The following is a 25,889-nucleotide window of genomic DNA, read 5'->3' as shown; positions in this document are numbered from 1 at the left end:
ATGAAAAAGATAGTTTTAATAATTTTGTGTTTTATCATGTGTGTATCATGCCAGTCACAACAAAAGACAGACCTGGAAAAAGTAGATTTTGCTAAAGGGTATAAAGAAGTTTTAAAAGATACTAAGTATCAGACAGAAGCAAGAGAAATTGTAACTACATTGCCTGTAGCGTATACCAAGGACGTTGCCGGATTTAAATTCGGGAACATAACCTTTCCCGAACATAAAGAAAACAATGTGAAAAGTTCAGCAGTAGGATTATTAATAAACAATACCACAGAACGCCTTACAAAAGGAATAAAAATAGAACTGGAAGACACCGCAGCAGGAAATGATCTTCTGGCTTACCTGAAATCACAATACAAAAATCCTAAAGTACTGGCCGGAATTCCCGCAAAGAACAACGAAGGAAAAGTATTAGGAAATGCAGCCTATTCCTGGAATCTGAAAGATAAAACCATGGTATTGGTACAATATTATGAATACACCAATAATAAACCCAACACTTCTTCCGTGCTGTATATTGTAGACAATCAGGTAAAAACAGCGGACGGGCAGGAGACTGCAGCTTCACATCTTTTAAAAACTTATACTCCATAGCAGATTCTTATTGATGGATAATTATGATTATTATGCAGAAAAAGTATTGACATATTTACCGCTGGTTATACTTTCTGTCATTGCGGTTGTTTTACTGCTTCCCAATTCAAGAAAAAGGTTTTTAAGAATTCAGGCATCGCTGCCTACATCCAAAATAAAATCACTGGCAATGGGGCTGGTGGAAATCCAGGGAAAACTTATTATGAAAGAACCTCTGATTTCACCTGTCTCAAGAGAAGAGTGCATAGGATATTATTACACCATTGAAGATGTTACAAAAGACAAAGAAGGGAGAAACTCTTATTCAACAATTCATAAAGAAACCCAGTGTAATGTCTTTCAAATGCAGGATGATTCGGGAATAATTGAAATACATCCGGAAGGAATAGAACTTATATTCATCAAAGAAACAAATATAAGCTATAACGGACAGAAAAGATATAAGGAGACATTGCTGAAATCCGGGCAGGAAATGCTGCTGGTGGGTGCTGCAGATTCCAGAAACGGAGAAGCTTTTATCAGAAAAGATACAGGACATAAACTTTTAGGAATCACCACTGTTTCAGGAATTTCGATATGGAATAAATACCAGCCCCTTTTGAGGTCTTTTCTATTCACCTGTATCATCATACTTATATTAATGATTTTAATCTTATCAAAATAATGAATCAGATTGTAGCCATCGTCATCGCTGTATTTCTTATCCTGTCTATTCTGGCTTTTTTTATCAGTTTATACAATAAGCTTGTCATGCTGAAATTCAATGTAGAAAAAGCTTATGGAAACATAGACGTTATCTTGAAACAGAGAGCAGATGAAATTCCTAACCTTGTCAATGTAGCCAAGCAGTTTATGGCCCATGAGAATGATCTGCTTACCAAACTTACCGAACTTAGAACTTTTTATAACAGTACAAATGATTCTGATAAAAAAACAGAGCTGGCCAATGAGACATCCAAGGCGCTGTCATCATTCTTTGCCGTTTCAGAAAACTATCCGAATCTACTTTCCAACAATAATTTTTTAGAACTGCAGAAAAGAGTTTCCGGACTGGAAGATAAAATTGCAGACAGAAGAGAATTTTTCAATGACAGTGTAAATCTTTATAACATAGGAATTCATGAATTTCCCAATGTTATATTAGCAAAAATGCTCGGATATAATGACAAGACCCTATTAGAAGTTACAAATCAGGAAAAACAGTATGAAGGAGTTCAGTTTTAATACATTTTTCGGGTATGAAAATATACTGATGGAAAAACCAGAAGTTGTTCTGTTTGGAGCAATGCTTCTTCCTATAGGGCTGATAATGGTGATCAGTATCATAGGATGGGTTTTCAGAAAGCTGAAATTCAATATGTATATTATTCAGGCCCTACTATACACCTTGCTTTTTACATTTTTTTTTGGAACAGTTACCATGCTGATTCTTTTCTTTATAACAGACAAAAACGGAGTTAAACTTGCCTGGTGCTGGTCGGCTATTCTTATAGGAATGTTCTGTTTCAGCATAATAAATACCAATACGATCAGTAAAATGTTTACTGACTGGTCTAAAATCATTAAAAACTAAAATTATGATAAAACAACCTTATTATATGATCGATTTCAGCGCATCTGCCTGTTTATTTGAAATAAGGATTAATGATTATCCTGTTATTCACATGAATGTTGAGGGCCAGGTTGCCACTAATATTCCTATCAATTTTGCAATACTGAAAAGTGGTGTTCAATCTATATCAGCCACTATTTTACCAAATATTGGTGACATGGAGCTGCACCCTAAATCAGAATTAAAATTTAATATTAAACTTTTTGATGTAGCTAATGATTTTGTTTTCGATCAGCAGTTCGGAGACTTTAAGTCTGAAGCCATAGAAGATAAAAAGAAACAGGTTATAAAACATGTCGGATCCTTTAAGGCAGAAGTTCCTTATCAACTGGCTGCATGGCAGAACGGAAGAAACCTGCAGGATATTAAAGACAGTAGAAAAAAACTGGAACAGGCCTACGACAAGGTGTCAGGATTGATCAGGGAAAATAAATTTGAGGATTATAAAAAATCAATATCCAGAAGAGAAGAAAATATGGCGGCTTCTATGTATCTGTCAAAAGCAGAATCAGAAGAACGCTTCAGTGATCTTGTAAATGACTTCAAATCAGGATTTAAAATACAGCCTGTTTCTAAAGATGCCGTTATGTTTGTATGTGCCGAGAATAGAGTGGCTTTTTTAAAAAAGGTAAACGGAGAATCTGCATTGTACCTGGAAAATCCGGAAACAGAAGAAGAACTCATGCTTGATATTTCATTCTATATCCCTGAAGGAAAAGAAGAATTTGAAATAATATAAAGTTGCAGCATTCTTTTCTGTGAAAAGAATAAGAGATCTGATCCATGATACAAAATACAGGCAGTAAGAATAAAAAAACAGATCAGCGTAGGAAGATAATAAAAAAGAAAAATTGATAAAAAAACATTTTCCAGATACTTGAATCCCTTTTTTTCTGTTTTATTATTGAGAACCGCATACTAACACTAACATTATGAAAAGATTGAAATATATAATACTGCCAATGATCTGTTGGGGAATTTCTTCATGTGGCCATCAGAAAAATAAAGATACTGAGGCTTTTGTTGAAACCCAGGGAAGCACGCAGACAGAACCCTTTAATCTTGCCCAACTTAAAACCGGACAGAACATCAATGATATTTTAAAATCTGCCGGAGCAACAGCCAAAGAAGCAGTACGTACCAGCGAAGTGACCCTCATCGGAAATGAAAAACTGGCTTTTTCATCAAAAGAACTATTACACTTCAACGGAATAGATCTGGAAGGAAAGAACAATAAAAATACCAATAAAGTAATTTTACACTTTGGAAAAGTAGATCAGGAAATTGGTCCTCTTGCCAATGAAAAAGAAGATGAATTGGGAATGTACCAGCTTGATATTTATACAGAACAGGAAAAAACTGCACTTCTGGATAATCTGAACAAAACACTTCAGAAACCTAGTTTTGATACTATACATGAAGGTTTTGAATCGGAAGTTGTAGATAATGAGATTATTCAGACTCAAAATAAACTCAGACAGGAAGTGGCTATTTGGAGAAACAAAGATATGCTCTATTACTACTGCGAAACCAAAATAGACAACAGACCTGATGAATACCGCTGTAATCTTTTCGTTTTCAAAAATAAAGAATGGAAAGACCTTTTAAAAGGATCAGGATATCCGGATCTGGATAAAATTTCCTTGAACTAAAATTAGATTAAGATAAAATAAATAAAAAAATTAGAGTATTCGCTTAGTCAAATCAGTTTGCTGATTCTTCTTTGCTCTCTAAAAATAAAACCTCTGCGTTAAAAAATATTCAATTAACAAAATCTGAGGAGTTTTTAAAAATAAGAAATGCCGGTCTAAAAAAGACCGGCATTTTATATAAAATTAATATTTGAATTATTTTACAAGGAACTGCATCGTAGTCTGATCCAGTTTCAGAATATAAATTCCCTGACCAAGATTCCTGGTTTTAATAGAATTCCCATCTCTGAAAGGCTGATCAATCGTCTGAAGAACTTTCCCCTGAAGATTATAAATTTCAGCTTTTTTTACCTTCTGAAGATCTCCTTTTACAAAAATCTCCTGATTGGTAATTGGGTTAGGAGAAATTTTAAAACTCTTTGCAGGGGTTTCCAAAGCTGTAGTTTGTGCCATCCTTGCAGATGTTCCCGGATAACATGTCCATGCAAGATCATCAATAGCAACTCTGTTACTTGATGAATTGTTAACCAGGCTTACCACTACATTTCCGGAAATATTGATATTACTAATGGTAGTAGTTGTAGATGTAGTACTGTAAGGAATAGTTCCTACGCTTGTTCCGTTTACTTTTACATCAAAAGTACCATTAGTTCCTGAAAATTTAAGCTGTGTAGTTACGGTTAAAGAACCAATACCGTTTGCAGAACTGCTGGAAGTTAAAGATCCGTTTCTTACCGTAATAGCTTTGTTGTTAAGAGTCTGATCAGTTCTTGCATCCGTTGCAGTCCAGGAGATCCCTCCATTGCTCCATGTTTTGGTTGAATAAGTAGAGCTGGCTGCAGGAATTGTTTCAAAAGTCTCATTAGCACAATTAGTCGCTGGAGTAGTACCTCCTGAATTGGTAGTACCGGAAACCGTTGAACTGTTTGATGACGAATTTCCTGCTGCATCCTTCGCCACAACATAGAAGCTGTAAGTAGTAGAAGGAGTAAGTCCTGAAATAGTTGCTGAGGTTGAGCTTACCGTAGTTTTCAGATTTCCGTCCATATAAACGTTATAACCCGTTACTCCTACATTATCCGTAGAGGCATTCCAGGCAAGAGAAATACTGCTGGAAGTTTTTCCTGAAATAGTAAGCCCTGTTGCAGTGGTTGGAGCCTGAGTATCACCTGAAGGCTGTTGAGAACCCCAGATAAGATTTACGTAACTCGGGTTATCAATAAATGGATTTCTGTTACCCTGGAAAGTATAAGAAGCATTATTTCTTTTGATTTCAGCCTGGGATACCGGATCCTGATTGTGCCATGCCAGAAGAACATTCAGTTCCCATGTCTGTAATCCCGGGAATGTAGAACTTCCCAACATGTTTCCTGATGAGAAAGAAGAAAGTTTACTTTGGTAACGGGTTACAAAATAGAAAATCATACGCGCCACATCTCCTTTAAACTCATCAATCGGCTCAAATACTGTCCCCGAATATCCTGAAGAAGCTGAGGTTCCAAGTTTTGATCCGTTCTGTGAAGTAAAAGTAGCACTTCCTACCTTTCCGAAAGGATAATTACTTCTCATTCCGTTTACTTTTCCGTCTGTAGCTCTGATGAAATTAATGTCAGAAACCATTGGTGAAGCTTCATTAAAAAGACTTTGAGGAACAATATGCTCTCTGTTGTAGCAGTTTCCTTCCGTAGAATACGTTCCACACTGGTTAGTCCCAGGAGTATACTTGTAAGGATCTGTTCCTGAAGGTCTTTCGGAATAGATATCAAGGATAGAACCATCATTTTCATAATCCTTATCAATATCAGTGGTTTTATAAGCAGTCCACAGTCCACTGTAACCTTTGTCCATATGTCCGTTGGTGATAATGCTGCTTAATTCAGTTTTCAGCGCTGCGCCACTCAGTCCGTTGGCAGAATTGTAGTATCCTGCTGGAGCCTGAGCGTGTGCAAGTCCCGCAAATACAGAAAATAAAATAACTTTTTTCATATAATATAAGTTTAAGCAAGAATAACACATTTTTGTGAATAAAAAATTAAGTAAGCGTTAATTTTAAATGTACTACATGTTAGTAATGATGAATTATGATTTATAAATTATTTGTCTATTAATAAGTGATTGTTTTTTAGTTTAATAGTGATGGGCTTTAGCCCGCTTATCAAAATCAATCCGTAAAAATTTAGTGTATCTTTTGGAAAAACGTAATAATTACCCATAAAAAAAGCCAGTACAAAAAATACTGGCTTATATAATGGATGACTTAAATTTTATTTTCTTTGTGGCGGATAATTTTTCATAATCTCGGCCATGATTTCCGGAATCTGTCTCTGTTTCGCTTTTGGAGAATCTACAGAAATTCCGCTTCCGATACCCTGCCAAACCAATTTGTTGGTTTTTGCATCAATAAGGTCTACAATGAGTGCGCCTTCATTATAATTTGAAGTCCACGTTCTGCTCATTCCAACGCCCCATCCGAATGGTCCGCCCCATCCCCACATTCCGTAAGGTGAAGAAGAATTGATATCCGTAACCTTTTTATGATTAGCTTTTACATTGATAATCAGATCAGGATTTTCTCCGGATTGTAGCCCCTTACTTTGAAGCTGCCTTGACAGTTCATTCAGGACTCTGTCCTTATCAATATCATTCAATTTTAGATCATCAATTCTTATTTTATACGTTTTGAAAGAATTGAAATTGGCGGTTTCAGCATAATCTGAACGTACCTGAAAAGGGCTACAAGAAGTTAATCCTAAAGTAGCAGATGCCAACAAAATAAAAATATATTTTTTCATTTTATTTATTTTTTTTATCATTTTTAATGAATGTATCAGTCTTTTTATCGTACCCGTAAGGACAGTGTCTGCAGCCGCTTTTACAGCAATATCCTCTTTTCAGATGGAATTTTTCTGTAAAAACCTTGTACCCCTGTTCATTATAGTAGAAGTCTTCACCTTCTTTGATGTCATAATGGGCCATAAGTTAAATGCTAGTCAAAAAACTTTTTATATTTGTTACTATGATAATTGTATGCCAAAAGCCTTTAAAAAAATTAAAAATTAATGGCATTGCTCTCTTTCCCTTTATCTTCATTAGGAAACCCGAAGATAAGGAAAATAATGTATTGATCAATCACGAAAAAATCCATTTACGCCAACAATTGGAAATGCTCATTATTTTCTTCTATATTTTCTATGTTATTGAATATTATTACTGGTTTTTCAAACTGAAAGACGGTTATCTGGCTTACAGAAGAATCTCTTTTGAAAGAGAAGCCTATACCAATGAAAATAACCCGAACTATCTTAAAAAAAGAAAATTCTGGAACTTCAGGAAATATCTTTAGAATGATGAGTTTTGGGATTCGGGATTCGAGTTTTTGGAATTTTATGTTCTAACTTCAATGTTCTCTATATTAAGAATTGGCCTTAGCCCGCTTATCAAATAACTCCAAATTTATTCGGCTTTAGCCCAAACTTAAAAAAAACAAAAAAAATCTGTGTAAATCTGCGTTATCTGTGGGAAAAAAGAAAACTCATACAACACTAAATCTTTTCCTACTTTTGTAAAGAATAAACCTTGAGCCGCTAAAAACTGAAATGCTATTACAACTTCCCAAAGAACCTGTTTCTATTCAGGAAATTCCCATTCATAAAAACGTAAAACTTTTCATTAAAAGGGAAGACCAGATTCATCCGCTAATTTCAGGGAATAAATACTGGAAACTGTTTTACAATGTGAACTACTATCTGGAAAAAAATCCGGATAAACCTTATATTATTACTTTTGGAGGTGCTTTTTCCAACCATATCGCAGCGGTTTCAGCAGTAGGAAATCTTGCAGGTATTCCAACGTTAGGGATCATCAGAGGAGAAGAACTGCAGAATAAGTGGCGCGATAACCCTACTTTACTTTTTGCTAAAAGAAATGGGATGAACCTGAAATTTGTCACCCGCGAAGAATACCGTCATAAGGAAAAACTGACAGAATTCCTCTATCAGGAGTTTCCCGAAGCATTGGTAGTGCCTGAAGGAGGTACTAATGAAGAAGCTGTGGAAGGGGTAAAAATGATGCTCAACGAACAAACAAAAGATTTTGACTATCTTTGCACCGCAGTTGGAACCGGAGGAACCATTGCAGGAATTTCAAAATTTAGTGAAGACAATCAGAAAGTTATAGGATTTAACGTAGTTAATGATACTTCACTGGAAAATAAAATTTTTGAATTAACTTTGAAACAGAATTTTAATCTAATAGATTCATGTTTTGGAGGTTACGGTAAAATAAATGATGAAAACATCCGTTTTATCAATGATTTCAAAGAGAAATATGGTATTCCTTTAGAACCGATATATACAGGAAAAATGATGGAGAAAGTTTTTGAACTGATTGAAGCTGATTATTTTCCTGAAAACAGCAGGGTTTTATGCTTTCATACTGGTGGATTACAGGGAATTGAAGGTGCTAATCTGCTTTTAGAAAAACAGAATAGAAATTTAATTATATAAGTAAAATTGAAAAACATGAAAAGACTTTTCCTATCCATAAGCCTTTTAGTTTTATCAAAATTTTCTGCCCAGACTTGGGCAACCGAAGATCAGTATATTCAGAAGTTTGCTAAATATGCCGTAGAAGAAATGGAAAAATATAAAATTCCGGCTTCTATTACCCTTGCCCAGGGATTATTGGAAACCGGGGGTGGGCAAAGCAGATTAGCACAGGAAGGTAAAAACCACTTCGGTATAAAATGTAAAGAAGACTGGACCGGTAGAACGATGAAACATACCGATGATGCACCCAATGAATGCTTCCGTGTGTATGACGATCCAAGACAGTCTTATGAAGATCATTCTATATTTTTATCCACAAGAAAATATTATGCAAATCTTTTCAAACTGGATATGAGAGATTACAGAGCGTGGGCTACCGGCTTAAAAAAAGCGGGTTATGCTACCAACCCACGTTATGCTTCAATTCTTATCACCAAAATTGAAAAGTACAAATTATATGAATTCGACAATACCAGTTCTAATGAGGTATTGTATGCTGTACTTAAAATGTATCCGGATCTGAAAGACGACAGAACTTTCATGGCACAGCTTGAGCCTTCAAAAGCCCTTAAAAAAGCTAAAGACCCGGTTACTGTAGAAGTTCCGTATAAACAAACTTCTTATGCACAACAGCAAAAAAGAGTGGAAAGAATCAAGACGAAAGCTGAAATTCTTAATTCGATTCTTATCAAAAGCCATCCAAATGACGGCCTGAAATATATCGTAATTCCTGAAGATACTGATGTGAAATTCATTGCCAATAAATTCAAAGTTAGCGAAAGCAGACTGATAAAGTGGAATGAACTGGAAGGTGAAACCTTAAAGAAAAATGATATTGTTTTCCTTGAATCAAAAAACTCTACAGGAAATACAGCTACTTATAAAGCAGAATTTGGAGAAGATATGCATGATATCGCTCAGAAATTCGGAATCAAATTAAATAAATTGTATGCTAAAAACAGAATGGATGAAGGACAGAAACCATCTGCAGGACAGCTAATTTATTTAATAGACAAAAAACCACGAAACTAATTTAATTTTTTGTTGAGAGTTTACCGTTGACAGCTACATGCCAACCGGCAACTGCCAACAGCAACTAAGTATATATGAAGTATCAAAGAAGTTCGGCTTTGTTTGATGAAGCCTACAAATACATTCCGGGAGGAGTAAACTCACCGGTAAGAGCATTCAAATCCGTAGGAGGAGTGCCTGTTTTCATGAAATCGGCAAAAGGCGCTTACCTTACCGATGCAGATGACAATACTTACATCGATTATATCAACTCATGGGGTCCGGCCATTTTAGGACATACACATCCTGAAGTACTGGAAGAACTGAAAGTACAGGCAGAGAAAGGTTTTTCTTTCGGAGCGCCTACAGAACTGGAAACGGAAATTGCAAAATTCATTATTGATAACGTTCCGAATATTGACCAGATCAGAATGGTTTCTTCAGGAACAGAAGCATGTATGAGTGCCGTAAGACTGGCAAGAGGATATACGGGAAGAGATAAAATCGTAAAATTTGAAGGTTGTTATCATGGACATTCAGACTCATTCCTGATCAAAGCAGGAAGTGGTGCTGCTACCTTTGGAAATCCAAATTCTCCGGGAGTAACAGCAGGAACAGCTAAAGATACATTATTAGCCCGTTATAACGATTTTGAGCAGGTTGAGGATCTTTTCCGTCACAATCAGGGAGAAATTGCTGCGGTAATTATAGAGCCTGTTGCAGGAAATATGGGTTGTGTACTGCCGGAAAACAACTTCTTACAAAACCTGAGAAAGATCTGTGACGAAAACGGTGCTTTATTAATCTTTGATGAGGTAATGACCGGTTTCAGATTGGCTTTCGGAGGAGCGCAGGAACTTTTCAATGTAAAAGCAGACTTAGTAACTTACGGGAAAGTAATCGGTGGTGGGCTTCCGGTAGGAGCTTTCGCAGGAAGAAACGAAATCATGGACCATCTGGCACCAAAAGGAGGTGTTTATCAGGCAGGAACATTAAGTGGAAATCCTTTAGCAATGAGAGCCGGATTAAAAACCCTTCAGCTTATTAAAAATGACCCTGAGTTTTTCAACAGATTGCATAAAACAACAGAAACGTTGGATTTTGAGATCGGAAAAATTTTAAACGAAAAGGGAATCGCTCATAAAATCAACAGAAAAGGTTCTATGATGTCTGTTTTCTTCCATATCAACAGAGTTTCTAACTTTGATGAGGCTCAGGAAGCTAACCATTCATTGTTCAATAACTTCTTCCACCAGATGCTTCAGAATGGAGTGTATCTTCCGCCAAGCGGTTATGAAACGTACTTCATCAGTGATGCCATCAAGGATAAAGAAATTGATATGACACTGGAAGCTGTAAGAAAATTTGAATATTCTAATAAATAATATAAATGAAACCGGATTTTAGATCCGGTTTTTTTATGCATAATGATTTGAATTTTTGAATTAGGAAGGTTGGAGATCAATAAAAAACTCTATGCAACCAAAGTTATGCACCATCTTTGTCACTCCGTAGGAGTCTCGGCGGTATAAAGAACACCATAATTTAGATTCCTACGGAATGGACAAGCAGCCTGATAATACTTCCTGTATAAATGATAAATGATCCGTTTACCTCTAACAAAAATATCCGCAAAGTTTATCACTCCGTAGAAATCTCAACAGAGTAAGTAGCATAATTTGGATTCCTACGGAATGACAATTGTGATGGCTGTCTTCCTTATTGTAGTAAAGGAAAGATAAACCGGGGATTGAATGCCTAATCAACACAAAGCATAAATCATACAGATTTTGTAATAAACGATACACTTTGTTCAAGACACTTCTTTTTAATTTTGTCATAAATAGATTGGAAATGAAGACCTCAGACAATACCATATCCCGTAAAGATTTTATCCGAAATTCAGCGTTGGCTGTAGCGGGATTAACTTTAATACCTAATATCATGACTGCATCACCTTTCCTGGAAGAAAATAAGAGTTCAATAAAAGGAAAAATGAGCCTTAAAAATGTTCGTCTGGAAACAGGTTTTGAATATCAGGATGGGGAAGTAGCTTCTACCAAAACAGATCTGTTCTATGTAGAGGTTGAAAATGGAAAAATGACAAAAATTGCCCCAAACCAGCCCAATGCTAAAGCGGTAGATGCCAAAGGGCTGTTGATGCTTCCTGCATTTAAAGATATGCATATTCATCTTGATAAGACCTTTTATGGAGATCAATGGCAGGCCGTTAGAAAAAGAACGGGAGGCATAAAAGGAATGATAGAATTAGAGCAGAAAATGCTTCCTGATATGCTGAAAAATTCAACCTTCAAGGCAGAAAAACTCATCGAATTATTACAGTCAAAAGGGACTTCCTATGCAAGAAGTCATGTGAATATTGAGCCCACTTCAAAACTTCAGTCATTAAAAAACCTGCAGAAAGCTTTAGAAAATAAAAAGAAAGGTTTTGGAGCTGAGCTGGTAGCATTCCCACAACATGGTGTGTTCTATACGGATTCCGTGCCTTATCTGAAAGAGGCGGCGAAGATGGATATTGATTTTATCGGTGGAGTAGATCCTTTCAACGTAGATGGCGATATTGAAAAAGTGGTAGATTTCACTGTTCAGCTTGCTTTGGATAATAAAAAGGGGATCGATATTCACCTGCATGAAACCGGAGATTCAGGATTGAAAACCGTAGAATATCTTATTAAAAAAGTAAACGAAAGCCCTTCTCTGAAAGGAAAAACTTATTTAAGCCACTGTTTTATTCTGGCAAAATTAGAAGCTGCAAAACAGGAAGAAATCGCTGAAAAATTAGCAGAAGCCCAGATAGGAATTGTCTCTACAATCCCTTTCGGAAGGCTGATCATGCCAATACCAACACTCTATAAACATAATGTAACTATTCTGACAGGAAATGACAGTATCATAGACCACTGGAATACTTTTGGAACAGGAAGTGTACTTCAGAAAGCCAATCTAATGGCTCAGTTATACGGATATTCAACAGAGTTCTTATTGTCAAGAAGTCTAAAACTGGCAACAGGAAATATTCTTCCACTGGATGATAAAGGAACTCAGCAATGGCCAAAAACAGGAGATAAAGCAGATTTTGTACTGATGAATGCAAGCTGTTCTGCAGAAGCGGTATCAAGAATTTCAGATGTGGAATCATTGGTACATGATGGAAATGTTGTCTTTTAGTTCAAAAAAGAAATTTGATAAATTAATATATTTTTAGTTGTGTTTTTTTAACCACAAAGGGTATGAAAGTTTTACGAGGGAAAGCCTGAGAATTCATTATTGATTTTCGGAAACAGCTACTAAGCGAAGATAGGATTGAAGAAGGAGTGGTGTATGTAAGACTTTTGTCCCTTTTGTGGTTATTTTAGTTTTTTCTCACAAATTTTAGTAATTTTAGGAGAAAATCAGGCAGAGTGAGCTATCATACGGATCATTTTCCAATTTTAGAAATTCAGGAATTTAGTGAAAATCAGCTGAAGGGCTGTAATCTGCTGTTTAATGAACTTTACGGGGCGCGTTCCATTGACGATCCTCATAAGCATGATTTTTTTATCATCAATCTTTTTGAGCATGGAGTAGGCTCACATACCATAGATTTTACAGAATATGAGGTGAAAGATTATCAGATTCATTTGGTTTTTCCGGATCAGGTGCATCAGTGGGTGATTGAAAAAGAAACCATTGGGTATCAGCTGATGATCAGTCGGGACTGGTTTGAAAGTTTTCTGCCATCGTTAAGATTCTCGGCATCATATTATCAGAATCATCCGGTTATTAATCTTTCCCGGGAAGTTTTTGAAACTTTTCTGTATGAATTTCAGGCCATCCAGAAAGAACTCAATGAAGAAAAAGTATTCTGGGAACTTATTCAAAAAAGAAGTGAACTTATCGGGCTGTTGGTGAGTAAATCTGTGGAAGGAGCTTTCAAAGACTTTGAAGTCTATAATTCAAACCCTATTATTTCAAAATTTCTTCATCTTATTGATGAACATTTCAAAACAGAAAGATCCGTTTCTTTTTATGCAGATAAACTGAATATTTCGGCCAATTATTTGAATATTGTCTGCAAGAAAAACCTCAATGCTTCGGCTTCATCGCTTATTCAGGACCGTATTTTACTGGAAGCAAAAAGGCTTTTAAAAGTTTCTGAAATGTCGGTGAAAGATATTGTATATGATCTTGGTTTCTATGATCATGCCAGCTTTTCCAAATTCTTTAAGGCACAGACGGGAATGACACCTTCCCAATTCAAAGAATAATCTGTACAAAACAAGACATAATTGATACACCGGTTTTATGCTTAAGCCGGACTAATTTTGTATTGTTAAAATTTTAAATCATGCAATTTCCCTATCAATTAACTGCAAAAGGAAAATATTCCCTTAAAAATGTCCGCCTGGAAACAGGTTTTGAATACGAAAATGAAGAGGTAACCGGAACAAAAACTGATCTTTTCAGTATTGAAATTGAAGACGGAAAAATAAAAGCCGTAAAATCCAATGATCCGGCTTCCGAAGCAATTGATGCTAAAGAATATCTGATGCTACCTGCTTTCAGAGATATGCACATCCATCTGGATAAAACACTGTACGGCCTTCCATGGCAGGCTCTTTCTCCTAAGAGAAGAACGGTAAAAGATATGATTGCTTATGAACAGGAAATCATTCCTGAACTGTTAAAAACATCCGTAAGCAGAGCAGAACAGCTGATCAGTCTGCAGCAGCATTATGGAACTCATTTCGCAAGAACACATTTTAATATTGATACTACTTCAGGACTGAAATCTCTGGAACATCTTGAGCAGGCTCTTGAAAATAAAAAAGATTCTTTCAAAGCAGAATTAGTTGCCTTTCCTCAGCATGGAGTTTATTATACTGAATCTGCTCCGTTGATGAAAGAAGCAGCACAACTGAAAAGTGTAGGATTCATTGGTGGATTGGATCCTTTAAGTATTGACGGAAGTATTGAAAGAGTAATGGATTTTACCGTTCAGCTGGCTTTAGATCACAATAAAGGAATTGATATTCATTTGCATGAAGTAGGAGAATCCGGAATGAAAACAATCAATTATCTGATTGATAAAGCAATTGAAAATCCTGCACTGCAAGGGAAAACATTTGTAAGTCATGCATTTGCTTTAGCTCATCTTTCACCCAAAGAAACAGAGCAGATTGCAGAAAGACTGGCTGCCGGAAAAGTGGGAATCGCGTCATCCGTACCGTTTAAAGGAACGGTAATGCCAATACCAACCCTGAAAAAATATGGGGTAAATGTATTGATTGGAAATGATAATGTACAGGACTACTGGAGTACTTTCGGTTCAGGAAGTATGTTGCAGAAAGCCAATCTTATTGCCGAATTGTATGGGTATGCTACAGAATATGCATTGTCAAGAGCTTTACAGTTTGCCACTCAGAGTATTCTTCCTCTGGATGAAAAAGGGAAGCAGCAATGGCCTAAAGCCGGTGATGAAGCTGCCATTGTTCTTACAGATGCTTCATGTTCTGCAGAAGCTGTTTCCAGAATGTCTGAAATAAAAGCCCTGATGAATGACGGGAATTTATTCTGGAGAAATTAATTGAAGTATATATTTTTTATACACTTGTTTTTTGTGAATGCCATCGGGAGTTTTCCTGGTGGCTTTTTTTTGAATTATGAGTTTCGGGGTTTGGGTTACGGGTTACGGGTTTGCTGCTCTATATATTTCTTTGGCTTTAGCCAAAATTCTTAATGAAAATCCCCTGTTAAACAAAAATAATAACTGTTCATATTTCTTTTTTGTTTTTTACAATATGAACACCTCTTAATATTGATTTCTGCAGACCGTCATACAATCTGCTCATACCAATAAAAAAAGCCCTCGGAAAATGATTCCGAAGGCCTTCTATTTGAAATTAAATCTAAGTACTTATGTAATAATTATAAGTTGAAGTTTGTCCATCCTGCATACCAGGTATCGTTCGCATCTTTTACAGCACCTTTGTAAGTTACCTGTGTAAACCAAGTCGCTAATTTAGGATTAGTAAATGCACCTCCTGTTAATAATGGAGAACCTGCGCTAGGCGTGAAGTTTGGTGTAGTTCCTGCAGGAGCCCATGCACCGGCAAGTTTTACATCAGCTGTAGAAGCAAGGATTGTATTTCCTTTAGCATTAAACCAAGTCGTAAGATCGTTCAATGTATAAGTTGTCGGAGTAGATGTAGATGGTCCGAATTTTAAAGGAGTTTGCATTCCTGCTAAAACGTTGTTTTCAAAGAACAGTTTATTACCTACAATATTGTTATCTGTTGGAGCCCCTTTTGTAGCATCAATGAATAAACCTACCGGGAATCCTGTGAATACAGAGTTGAATACAGAGATTGAAGAGTTTCTTCTGATCTGTAATGCATTCTGGAATAACGCGTTGATTGATCCTGGCGCTGCAGAGTTGATTGGCCCGATAATCGTCATGTTAGAGAATGTTGCTGATGTCTGAGGGGTCAAAGTAGAACCGTTAGCATCATTATCAGATTCAAATGCGTTAGAACCGGAAACGTCTGCTACCTGAGAATCTCTTACTGCGATACCAAACTGTACATTTCCTGAGAAACCGTTATCTGTATCGAAATCGTCATCAAGACCTTTGTAAGAAATAAGGTGAGAACAGTTTACCGTTCCTCCGAACCATTCAAAACTGTCATCATTAGCATAAGCAACTTCTACATAATCTACTGTAGTTCCGCTACCTACACCACCGAATGTAAGTCCGTTGATCTCTTTATCCGGTAAGAATGCATATCCTGCATATTCTATTCTTACATATTTTAATACACCACTGTTGTCAGCAGCATTGTTTCCACCGTAAAGTCCAAGACCTTCAGAGTTGTTGATTCCTCCTTCAATCTCTCCAACTCCGTTTGCTCCACCGAAAGAAGCATTAGTAGGAGCATTTCCTAAAATTACTACACCTGCCCAGTCTCCTCTTTTAGGACTTGGTTTTTCAGAAGTAAAGATAATTGGGTTGGCAGCAGTTCCTTCTGCCATGATTTTACTTCCTTTTGTAATGATCAAAGCTCCGTTTTTATCAGCTTCACCTACGATCTTTGTACCTGGCTCGATAGTTAAAGTAGCTCCGTTAGTTACATATACTAATCCTCTTAGCTTATAGATTTTATTTGCTTTAAGCGTAAGGCTGGAAGTGATCTTTCCTGAAAGAATAAGGTTTTCAGTTTCTCCGTTTCCGTTACCTCCATTTTGAATAATGGTAGGTCCATCTTCTTCTATATTTCTACATGCGGTAGTTGATACTAGAGCGCCAAGCATTAAAGAATATAAAACGAACTTTTTCATGTTATAAAGAATTAAATTATTTATTAGATTATTTGTTGAGTGAATTAAAAATTGTATCCCAATGTTAAACTGATATTGGTTCCTGAAAGTCTTTCAATAGCAAGAGCATCTTTGCTGTCATACTTACCGTTGTCATTCAGGTCATGGTAGAATTTAGCACGACGGTTCAGAATATCTGAAACATTCAGCTTAATTTCCCCTTTGTTGCTCCATATTTTCTTAGCAAGCTGGAAATCCAAAAGAGGTCTAGGTGCTTCCCAAATTGGTGGTACCTGATCGTTTCCTACATAAAGGATTCTTCTTCCGATCATGTTGAATAGTACCGTAGAAGACCATCCTGATTTTTCAGTATCATACTGAAGGCTTACGTTGACAGTATAAGGAGACTGCCCCTGCATTGGTCTGTCAATCTTAGTAGCCTCGTCTGTTACTTTGTTTTTAATTAAAGCTACGTTTCCACCCAGCGTAAAGTTTTTAAGAGCGCTTACAAAATCAAGTTTTTTTCTAACTTCCAATTCCACTCCATAGGCGTCAGCTTTATCTACGTTAAGGTAGTTGAAGGTATTACTCGTTCCTACCCCAGACTGGTTGAAGTATAACTCGATTGGCTTTTTGAAGTTTTTATAGAAACCTGCCACGGAAATAATTTCTCCATTTCTTGGGTAATATTCCCAACGAACATCGGCACTCGTGATTTTAGTTCTTTCAATTGATTTGTTACCAATTACAGTAGCTCCAAGATCAAAATCATAATATGCTAAAGGAGAAACCTCTCTAAACTCCGGTCTTACAACAGTTTGTGAACCTGCAACACGAATATTCATTTTAGGATTTACCTTAAATGTTAAGTTTACAGCAGGTAAGAAATCTGTAACACGGGTGTTCACAAAACGGTCATCACTTTTTTTCGTGCTTCCTACCAATTGATCAAAGTTCTCAACTCTTAATCCCCAAACCGCTCTTAACCATGGTGTAAAGTTGTTGTCAAACTGTAAATACCCCGCATTAAGGATTGTGTTGGCGATATATCTGTACTGGTTTCCTGCAATTTCATCAAATGTAAATCCACCGTTACCTCCGAAGTTCCCAGGATTGAAGATCGTTTCAAAAGGCTGGGAAAGTAATCCCTGATTGAAGTTTTCAAGTCTTACAGAGAATGGCCTTGAATTGTATATTCTGTCTTTTACCTGGAATAAATACCCTCCTTTGATCGTTTGTTTTTGTCCAAATAGGGTAAATGTTTTGGATACATCACCTCCGGCATTATATAAATAGTCGCTTAGAGTAGAGTAGAATACACTTCCTGATTTTTGAGAAAGACCATTAGAAATTAAAGCTAAATAAGGACTTCCCGGCATATTAGTATATTGGTTATACTGTAAACGCTGTAGCAAAGGAATGTATTGATCTAAGATCCCGAAGCTTCCGTACCAGTTTACAGTAAGACCGCCAAGGATATCAATTTTATGGTTACCGGTAAGGGTAGAGTTGTAGAAAGTAGTTTCTTTAAAACCTATTTCCCTTGCCATAATGTTTGTCCCGTTGATAGGGTCAAATTCAAAGTCCTTTCCTGTTCTGAAGGACATGTGGTTCACCGTATTGTTGGTGATGATATTCTTTAAGGAGATTTTATTGTTGCTGTTGAGCTTTAGAGCAAGGTTCAACATTCCTCCTAAGATAATATCGTTGCTGTATTTTTCTGTAAAATAATCGAAGTTGGTATCAGCAAGTTGGTCGTTGATGGTAAAGAAACGGTTGGTAGACTCAGTTCTTCTTTTGTTGTTACTATAGTTTAAAACAGCAATTACCCCTAAATCTTTTCCGAATAATTTGGTATTGAAACCTCCGTCAAGCTGTAAACTTAAGTTTTCAGGATAACCAATACTGTTGTACCCTAAATTCTTTGTAAATCCTTTACCAATCTGTGTTTTCTGATCTTCAGTCAGAATGCTGAAAGCATTTTTTGCAGGCATATTGGTAGGAAGCTTTCTGTAACCGTCATCAATTCCTAAAAAGTCCCATTTTCCACCTTTCTGCATATGGAACTCCTGTCCCATAGTAGCGGTGTTTCCTCCTACACCTACCTGTACATTGAAGAAGTTTTTATTAGGAATATCCTTTGTATTTACCTGAATCAACGCTCCTCCCCATTCACCGGTATATTCCGGAATGAAAGTTTTGTTGATAACAAGGGTTTCGATAACGTTTGCCGGGAAAAGGTCAAAAGAGAAAGTCTTTCTGTCAGGCTCCGTACTGGATAACTGAATACCGTTCAGCATCGCCTGATTATAACGGTCTGATAAACCTCTTACTACAATATATTTTCCTTCAGATAAACTCACTCCGGAAACTCTCTTCAGAACTTCCCCTGTGTTTCTGTCCGGACTTCTTTTAATAGCTTCAACACCAATAACCTGAGAAACTACACCGGCATTTTTCTGTAATCCGATCGTAGAGGCTATGGTTTCTTTTCTCGCGTTAGATTTAATGACAACTCCCTCAATTTCTTTTTCCTTGGTAGAGGGCTTGTCCATTACGATATCAAGATGAGTATTACCTTCATTTTTGATAATAACCTCACTGATCTCTTTTCTGTTATACCCATTGGAGCTTACCGTTACAATGTAATTGGTGCCGGGGGACAGGTTGATAGAGTAGTATCCGGAAATGTCAGTCGTTACTTCCTGTCCATTTACTTTTACCTTTACCCCTTCTATAGGAGTGTTATCTTTCTCGTCCAATACCCTACCTTCCAAAATCTGACTTTGTGCAAAAGCATAGCCAGCAGAAAACAAGGCAAGTAGCATGATGCTCTTGTGGAGTTGTTTTTTCATTTTACTTCTTTTACTTCTTTTTCAAGGGCAAAATAAAGGCTAAGTTTTTAAGAAAACTTTAGGAGAATCTTAATTAATTATGAAATTTGTATTAACGAATGAATGGATTTTATAGTTATCGATGTTTAATTTATATAATTATAATTTTTATATTAAATTCAGATATTGTTTCGTATATTTGATTTATGTGTATTTATTGTTTAATTTTTTTATTGATTTTATAATTCGATGTTAAAATGTGGTTTTTTAATAATTAGTTAACATTTGGCAGATAGATGAAATCAATGGAAATAATTAATTTTGTGGGAATTCTTAAACTAGAAGATGAGCAAAAAAATTCTTTTAATAGACGATGAACTGGACATTTTAGAGATTCTGTCTTACAATTTGGAAAAGGAGGGGTATGATATCTATACAGCTACCAATGGTAATGAAGGTATAGAAAAAGCAAAGGAAATTGTTCCGGACCTTATCTTATTAGATGTCATGATGCCTGAGAAAGATGGTATAGAAACCTGTCAGGAACTTCGTAAAGTGAAAGAACTTCAAAAAACACTTATCGTGTTTCTTTCTGCAAGAAGCGAAGAGTTTTCTCAGTTAGCAGGTTTTCAGGCGGGTGCCAATGACTACATCGTAAAACTGATCAAACCGAAAATCCTTATCTCTAAAGTAAATGCATTATTACAGCTTACCTCTCAGGTTTCTGACAATGCAAAACTAATCGAAATCGGAGACCTTGTTATCGACAAAGATAATTTCAGAGTTTCCAAAAGCGGACAGCAATTTCTTCTTCCTAAAAAAGAATTTGACTTGCTTTACCTTTTGGCTTCTAATACTGAAAAGGTTTTCAAAAGAGAAGAAATTCTTGAAAAGGTTTGGGGGAATGATGTGATTGTTGGTGAAAGAACGATCGATGTACATATCAGAAGATTGAGAGAAAAGCTGGGAATCAATACGATTCAGACATTAAAAGGGATTGGGTACAAACTGATCGTTTAATTCGCTAAAAATCTTAACTTTACGTTCAATCATTAAAACGTTGTAAAATTGAAATTTTACAGACTTACCCTTGTTGCCTCCTGTCTGCTGACACTGGTAATGCTCCTTTTGGTAGTCGTCTTCGATTCACTGAAAGATATCTATTATGAGACCCCTTTGTTCAAAACGGGTCTTTTCATCTGTATTGTCCTGATCTTTTTGATTAACTGTGTGGTATTGGAACTGCTTTTCAATTATTACAGCAGAAAACAGGTAAAAGGTCTTTCCGGATTTTTGCCGCAGGAAATAGTGCAGAATCAGGATGAAAATATTACCATCAAAGAATTAGGAGAAAGATTTTCAGATCTCAATCAGCAGCAGGTATCAGAAATTGATATGATGAAAGAGATGGAAAGCTACCGTAAAGAATACATCGGTAATGTGTCCCACGAACTGAAAACACCTTTGTTTTCTATTCAGGGATATGTAGAAACCTTAAGAGACGGTGGGGTAGACAATCTTACCATTCGGGACAAATACCTGGAAAGAATTGATAAATCTGTAGAGAGACTGATTGCTATTGTAACAGATCTTGATATGATCAACAGGCTTGAAGCAGGCGAAATCAATCTTACTGTTTCAAAATTTGATGTCAATCTCCTGATTAAAGAGATTTTTGATCTGCTTGATCTTGAAGCAGAAAAAAGAAATACAACATTACAGATTCAGACCCTTCATCCACAGATTTTTGTGGAAGCTGATAAACAGAAAATTTCCCAGGTTTTTATTAATCTTATTTCTAATGCGATCCATTATGCCAACAGACAGGAAGCAAAAGTGATCGTAAAGACCAGTATCCTCAAAAATAAGGTCCTGATAGAAGTTATAGACAACGGAATGGGAATAAAGTCTGAGATTCTTCCAAGGATTTTTGAAAGATTTTACCGTGTAGAAACCAGCAGAAGCAGAAGAGAAGGAGGTTCAGGACTTGGATTAGCCATTGTAAAACATATACTTGAAGCACATAACGAAAATATTACCGTAGAAAGCGTATACCTTGAAGGGACAAAGTTTAGTTTTATGCTCGAAAAAAGTAAATAATTCCGGCAAAATGTAAGAAAAAAAAATATTTTAAAAAATCCTGAAATATTTTTTTGTCACATGTCATTTATTATATATTTGCACCAGAGATTTATCATAATTATAAAGGCAAAAAAGTAATTTAAGAAACTGATATGGTTTACAAAATCCGCGTAATATTAGATGCGAAAGAAGATATTTTCCGTGATGTCGAAGTTAAGGGAAAACAAACGTTATGGAACTTACATTTAGGAATTAAAAGTGCGTTCAGTCTGCAGGGAGATGAGCTTTCTACTTTTAACCTGTTAGAAGATGACGGAACAATTGTAAAAAGTGTCCCATTGGAAGATATGAGTGACGATGGTGATGGTGAGATTATGTCAGATGTTTACATTGATGAAGCTTTTGAAAGTGTAGGAGACAAAGCACAGTTCCAGTATGGGCTTCTTGATCTTTGGGAATTCTTCTGTGAACTTATAGAAGTAATTGAAGAAACAAAAGGAGTTAATTATCCTATCACAGTATACAGATTCGGAAACGTTCCGTTGAAGGCACCAAGCAAAAACGGAAGTGCAGGAGGATCTAAAAAGAAATCAGCAATGCCATTGGCAGATGATGAGTTTGGTTTCGATGAAGATTTCGGATCAGGAGGAAACTTCGCAGATGAAGACGACAGCTTCGATGACGAGGAAGAAGAAGACTACAATGACGATGTCTTTGATGATGAGGATGACAATGATGACGAAAGATAGTCAACACAATATACAGGCCCTGGATTTTAATCCGGGGCTTTTTTTTGCAAAAGCGCTGAGGTATTTAAATAAAAACAGTCTGGTAACATCAAAAACTATATTCATCTGTCCGTAAATTTTGCCTTTTCCCAAAAAACAATCCTTACTTTTGTTAAAAATAGTTTAATGAAAAAATTAATTTTGTTAGCTGTAATTGGTCTGGGAATTGTTTCCTGTACCACTCGAAAAAATACAAGGAAGATGACAGAACTGCCAAAAGACTGGAAACATAATACGAATATCTACGAAGTAAACATAAGACAATATACTCAGGAAGGAACCTTCAAAGCATTTGCAAAAGAAATGCCCCGCCTGAAATCTATGGGAATAAAAACCCTTTGGTTTATGCCCATCACACCCATTGCCCAGCAGAATAAGAAAGGAAGCATGGGAAGTCCTTACGCCGCTTCAGATTATACTTCCATCAATCCTGAATTCGGGACATTGCAGGATTTTAAAGATATGGTGAATGAAGCACACAGATTGGGATTCAAAGTAATCATAGACTGGGTGGCCAATCATACAGGATGGGATCATGTATGGACAAAAACTCATCCCGAATTTTATCTGAAAGACCCGGACGGAAAATTCCATATTGCTTCCGGAATGGATGATATTATCGAACTGGATTATAAAAACCAGGAAATGCGCCATGCAATGATAGATGCCATGAAATTCTGGGTGCAGGAAACCAATATTGACGGTTTCAGATGTGATCTTGCTTCATGGGTAGAAGTGGATTTCTGGGAGCAAGCGCGTCCCGAAGTAGAAAAAGTAAAACCCCTTTTCTGGCTGGGAGAATTTGATGAGTTGGAAAGCCCTGAATACGGGAAAGTTTTTGACGCCAGCTATTCCTGGAAATGGATGCACAAATCTGCCGACTACTATAAAAAGAATGAACCTCTTCAGGAATTAAAAGATCTTCTGAGACAATACTCGAATATAGGAGATACTTCAATGAGAGCATGGTTTACCACAAACCACGACGAAAACTCATGGAACGGAACCGAATATGAAAAATATGGAGTCATTACAAAACCTATGGCAGTATTCTCTGCCACATGGAATGGTGTTCCGTTACTCTACTCAGGCCAGGAACTTCCCAATATGAAAAGACTTGAGTTCTTTGAAAAAGATGTCATCAAATGGACCAATACCTATCAGGTTGCCGATTTCTATAAAACATTATTAGATTTAAAAGCTTCCAATCCGGCTCTAAGAGGAGGAGATTCTAACGTAACGACTTATCTTCTTAATACCACAGCCAATGACAAGATTCTGGCGTATGTAAGAAAAAATGGAAATAATGAAGTATTGGTGGTCTTAAATATGTCAAAAGAACCTGTTACCTTTTCAATTGAAGACGAACATGTATCCGGAACATTCAGAAATGTTTTTGATAAAACCAAAAGAGATTTCAGCAATGGAAAAGACTTTAGTTTCAAAGTTTCGGATTATGCCGTATTTGAAAAATGAGTAGTACAACCTTTAAATTTTTGGCTGAAATTATAAAATCTTAATGAATAGCCTTTAACGGTACTCAATTCCCCTCCGCCGGAGGGGTGTCGAAATCTATGATTTTGACGGGGTGGTATTAGCTGCCCCTACAATAAAAATCCATCATTACAATGAACAAACAGGAAATAATCAATATCATAAAAGCAAAAGCAGCCGACAAAATCCAGTATTTTGAAAATCTTATTGCAGAAACACGGGCTTCCAATAACGATACCAAAAGTTCGATGGGTGACAAATACGAAACCGGAAGAGAAATGCTTCAGCAGGAAATTAATAATCTGCAGAGACAGCTTAACGAAGTTTTGAATCAGCAGGCTGTGCTACAGAAAATAACTTCCGATCCTTCAGAAAAAGTTCAGAATGGTGCATTGGTAAAAACCAATAAAGGACTGTTCTATATCTCTGCCTCAATGGGTGAACTTGTCTTTGAAAATCAGAAAATCATGACCGTATCTGCAGAATCTCCCTTGGTAAAAGTGATGTATGGTAAAAAAACAGGAGAATCATTCACTGTAAATAACATTCATCAGACCATTGAAAATATATGGTAAAATTAATACAGGTTAGATCGCAGATATACAGTTGTTTAATAGAAAATAGACATCACGTCTATAAAAAGCATTCATAAAAATGAGTGCTTTTTTTGATGGTTTTTACTAAATTTGGAACTTAAAATCTCATTCAAAATGCAAAACTACCTGGACCTTTTACAGCATATTTTAAATAACGGAACTGATAAAACCGACAGAACAGGCACTGGAACAAGAAGTGTTTTCGGATATCAGCTGAGATATGATCTGTCTAAAGGATTTCCTTTGGTAACAACAAAAAAAGTGCATTTGAAATCTATTATTTACGAGCTGCTTTGGTTTCTGAAAGGAGATACCAACATCAAGTATCTTAAAGATAATGGAGTAAGCATCTGGGATGAATGGGCTAATGAAAATGGAGATTTGGGACCGGTTTACGGAGCACAGTGGAGAAGCTGGAGCGGTGCAGACGGAAAAGTTGTGGATCAGATCACAGAAGTAATTGATCAGATTAAAAAGAACCCAGATTCCCGAAGACTGATTGTCTCCGCCTGGAATGTTGCAGAAATACCAAATATGGCTTTGGCACCTTGTCATGCCCTGTTTCAGTTTTATGTAGCAGATGGTAAGCTTTCCTTACAGCTGTACCAGAGAAGTGCTGATGTTTTCCTTGGAGTACCGTTCAATATTGCAAGCTATGCATTGCTGTTGATGATGGTGGCGCAGGTTTGTGATCTGGAAGTGGGAGATTATGTTCATAGTTTCGGAGATGTTCATATCTACAATAACCATTTTGAGCAGGTAAACAGACAACTTGGAAGAGAACCGAGAGCCCTTCCAACGATGAAACTGAATCCGGAAGTTAAAAACATCTTTGATTTTGATTTTGAAGACTTCAGTCTGGAAAATTATGATCCACATCCGGGAATCAAAGCTCCTGTGGCGATTTAATATTCTAATATCACTTTAATTTTTTATTTACATCTGTTACTTTAATAGTAATAGATGCATTATCTGTACTCATAAATTAGGGAATCAGAATATAAATCCTTTAGTACACTTTGTTTGGCAATTGTTTCTTAAATTTGAAAGAACAACTTCTGGTCATTTAATCCTTTTAAAAATAAAATAGATTGTGGGTTGCAGATCATAAATTTCAAATGCTTAAAAATAAATCATGAAGTATTTAAAAATTAATATTGAAGAAAACGCAGACATTGAAGCGCTGAAAAACGCTGTACTTCAATTGAAAGGAGTAGCTTCAGCAGAAATAGTGGATGACGAAAATCCGGAAAGCGAGCTGAAAAAAGCTTTTGCAAAAACCAAAGAACAACTTCAAAAAGGTGACTATGAGACCCTAGTCAATGATATTTTCGATATCATCATTAAAAAATAATT

The 25,889-nt window shown here is 36.3% G+C and carries 25 protein-coding genes; 20 read left to right on the top strand and 5 right to left on the bottom strand.

The genetic code is table 11. From position 1 onward, the window contains the following. The 6 genes from FW780_RS08550 (at position 1) to FW780_RS08525 (ending at position 3,864) form a co-directional block, all read left to right on the top strand. Positions 1-600: a hypothetical protein gene (locus FW780_RS08550; RefSeq protein ID WP_149833200.1), complete on the top strand. Its 600-nt coding sequence runs from the start codon at positions 1-3 to the stop codon at positions 598-600. A gap of 13 nt (positions 601-613) precedes the next feature. After that, complete coding sequence (locus FW780_RS08545; RefSeq protein ID WP_149833199.1) at positions 614-1,264, top strand: hypothetical protein; 651 nt, start codon at positions 614-616, stop codon at positions 1,262-1,264. Continuing rightward, positions 1,264-1,824: a LemA family protein gene (locus FW780_RS08540; protein WP_149833198.1), complete on the top strand. Its 561-nt coding sequence runs from the start codon at positions 1,264-1,266 to the stop codon at positions 1,822-1,824. The genes FW780_RS08545 and FW780_RS08540 overlap by 1 nt, the downstream gene beginning before the upstream one ends. Continuing rightward, positions 1,805-2,173 carry a hypothetical protein gene (locus FW780_RS08535; protein WP_149833197.1) on the top strand — a complete coding sequence of 123 codons (369 nt, stop codon included), beginning with the start codon at positions 1,805-1,807 and terminating at the stop codon, positions 2,171-2,173. The genes FW780_RS08540 and FW780_RS08535 overlap by 20 nt, the downstream gene beginning before the upstream one ends. A 4-nt stretch (positions 2,174-2,177) precedes the next feature. After that, positions 2,178-2,951, top strand: coding sequence for a hypothetical protein (locus FW780_RS08530; RefSeq protein WP_149833196.1), 774 nt, complete (start codon positions 2,178-2,180; stop codon positions 2,949-2,951). A gap of 193 nt (positions 2,952-3,144) precedes the next feature. Next, positions 3,145-3,864 (top strand): hypothetical protein, encoded by a 720-nt coding sequence (locus FW780_RS08525; RefSeq protein ID WP_149833195.1) that lies wholly within the window; start codon positions 3,145-3,147, stop codon positions 3,862-3,864. 195 nt (positions 3,865-4,059) lie between these two features. Here FW780_RS08525 and FW780_RS08520 read toward each other — a convergent pair whose 3' ends face one another. The 3 genes from FW780_RS08520 to FW780_RS08510 all read right to left on the bottom strand — a co-directional run bounded on the left by FW780_RS08520 (position 4,060) and on the right by FW780_RS08510 (position 6,840). After that, on the bottom strand, positions 4,060-5,850 hold the full coding sequence (locus tag FW780_RS08520; RefSeq protein ID WP_149833194.1) for an endonuclease: 1,791 nt from the start codon (positions 5,848-5,850) through the stop codon (positions 4,060-4,062). 278 nt (positions 5,851-6,128) lie between these two features. Then, the gene (locus FW780_RS08515; RefSeq protein ID WP_047420971.1) at positions 6,129-6,656 is read right to left on the bottom strand and encodes a DUF4136 domain-containing protein; all 528 of its coding nucleotides are present in this window, start codon (positions 6,654-6,656) and stop codon (positions 6,129-6,131) included. A gap of 1 nt (position 6,657) precedes the next feature. Beyond that, on the bottom strand, positions 6,658-6,840 hold the full coding sequence (locus FW780_RS08510) for a DUF5522 domain-containing protein (RefSeq protein ID WP_007842321.1): 183 nt from the start codon (positions 6,838-6,840) through the stop codon (positions 6,658-6,660). A 40-nt stretch (positions 6,841-6,880) separates the two neighbouring features. Between FW780_RS08510 and FW780_RS08505 the strand changes: the two genes are divergently transcribed. The 7 genes from FW780_RS08505 to FW780_RS08475 all read left to right on the top strand — a co-directional run bounded on the left by FW780_RS08505 (position 6,881) and on the right by FW780_RS08475 (position 15,009). Beyond that, a complete protein-coding gene (locus tag FW780_RS08505) occupies positions 6,881-7,207 on the top strand; it encodes a hypothetical protein (RefSeq protein WP_149833193.1) in 327 nt (108 codons plus the stop codon). 253 nt (positions 7,208-7,460) lie between these two features. After that, positions 7,461-8,369, top strand: a complete 909-nt coding sequence (locus FW780_RS08500; RefSeq protein ID WP_149833192.1) for a 1-aminocyclopropane-1-carboxylate deaminase/D-cysteine desulfhydrase — start codon at positions 7,461-7,463, stop codon at positions 8,367-8,369. Between the two features lie 15 nt (positions 8,370-8,384). Then, entirely contained in the window at positions 8,385-9,443 is a 1,059-nt protein-coding gene (locus tag FW780_RS08495; RefSeq protein ID WP_149833191.1) for a glucosaminidase domain-containing protein, read from the top strand. 74 nt (positions 9,444-9,517) lie between these two features. Beyond that, complete coding sequence (gene hemL / locus FW780_RS08490) at positions 9,518-10,807, top strand: glutamate-1-semialdehyde 2,1-aminomutase (RefSeq protein ID WP_149833190.1); 1,290 nt, start codon at positions 9,518-9,520, stop codon at positions 10,805-10,807. A gap of 469 nt (positions 10,808-11,276) precedes the next feature. Continuing rightward, positions 11,277-12,611 (top strand): amidohydrolase, encoded by a 1,335-nt coding sequence (locus FW780_RS08485; RefSeq protein ID WP_149833189.1) that lies wholly within the window; start codon positions 11,277-11,279, stop codon positions 12,609-12,611. Positions 12,612-12,844: 233 nt separating this feature from the next. Continuing rightward, on the top strand, positions 12,845-13,690 hold the full coding sequence (locus tag FW780_RS08480; RefSeq protein WP_149833188.1) for an AraC family transcriptional regulator: 846 nt from the start codon (positions 12,845-12,847) through the stop codon (positions 13,688-13,690). Positions 13,691-13,770: 80 nt separating this feature from the next. Beyond that, positions 13,771-15,009 (top strand): amidohydrolase, encoded by a 1,239-nt coding sequence (locus FW780_RS08475; protein WP_149833187.1) that lies wholly within the window; start codon positions 13,771-13,773, stop codon positions 15,007-15,009. A 341-nt stretch (positions 15,010-15,350) separates the two neighbouring features. Here FW780_RS08475 and FW780_RS08470 read toward each other — a convergent pair whose 3' ends face one another. Next, positions 15,351-16,760 (bottom strand): hypothetical protein, encoded by a 1,410-nt coding sequence (locus tag FW780_RS08470; protein ID WP_149833186.1) that lies wholly within the window; start codon positions 16,758-16,760, stop codon positions 15,351-15,353. 44 nt (positions 16,761-16,804) lie between these two features. Next, positions 16,805-19,594, bottom strand: coding sequence for a TonB-dependent receptor domain-containing protein (locus tag FW780_RS08465; RefSeq protein ID WP_149833185.1), 2,790 nt, complete (start codon positions 19,592-19,594; stop codon positions 16,805-16,807). Between the two features lie 324 nt (positions 19,595-19,918). Here FW780_RS08465 and FW780_RS08460 point away from each other — a divergent pair, with 324 nt between their 5' ends. From FW780_RS08460 to FW780_RS08430, 7 genes are all read left to right on the top strand, one after another. Next, complete coding sequence (locus tag FW780_RS08460; RefSeq protein ID WP_002977493.1) at positions 19,919-20,593, top strand: response regulator; 675 nt, start codon at positions 19,919-19,921, stop codon at positions 20,591-20,593. Positions 20,594-20,641: 48 nt separating this feature from the next. After that, positions 20,642-21,673, top strand: a complete 1,032-nt coding sequence (locus FW780_RS08455) for a sensor histidine kinase (RefSeq protein WP_047387319.1) — start codon at positions 20,642-20,644, stop codon at positions 21,671-21,673. A 134-nt stretch (positions 21,674-21,807) separates the two neighbouring features. Beyond that, the gene (locus tag FW780_RS08450) at positions 21,808-22,404 is read left to right on the top strand and encodes a plasmid pRiA4b ORF-3 family protein (protein ID WP_149833184.1); all 597 of its coding nucleotides are present in this window, start codon (positions 21,808-21,810) and stop codon (positions 22,402-22,404) included. Between the two features lie 165 nt (positions 22,405-22,569). Then, complete coding sequence (locus tag FW780_RS08445; protein ID WP_149833183.1) at positions 22,570-23,919, top strand: alpha-amylase family glycosyl hydrolase; 1,350 nt, start codon at positions 22,570-22,572, stop codon at positions 23,917-23,919. 152 nt (positions 23,920-24,071) lie between these two features. Next, on the top strand, positions 24,072-24,512 hold the full coding sequence (locus FW780_RS08440; RefSeq protein ID WP_149833182.1) for a hypothetical protein: 441 nt from the start codon (positions 24,072-24,074) through the stop codon (positions 24,510-24,512). 135 nt (positions 24,513-24,647) lie between these two features. Beyond that, a complete protein-coding gene (locus FW780_RS08435; RefSeq protein WP_149833181.1) occupies positions 24,648-25,442 on the top strand; it encodes a thymidylate synthase in 795 nt (264 codons plus the stop codon). A gap of 226 nt (positions 25,443-25,668) precedes the next feature. Beyond that, on the top strand, positions 25,669-25,887 hold the full coding sequence (locus FW780_RS08430; protein WP_149833180.1) for a hypothetical protein: 219 nt from the start codon (positions 25,669-25,671) through the stop codon (positions 25,885-25,887). Positions 25,888-25,889 lie beyond the last annotated feature (2 nt).

This window comes from Chryseobacterium sediminis (assembly GCF_008386505.1).
Taxonomy (GTDB): domain Bacteria; phylum Bacteroidota; class Bacteroidia; order Flavobacteriales; family Weeksellaceae; genus Chryseobacterium; species Chryseobacterium sediminis.
This window is presented reverse-complemented; position numbering and strand designations above follow the sequence as displayed.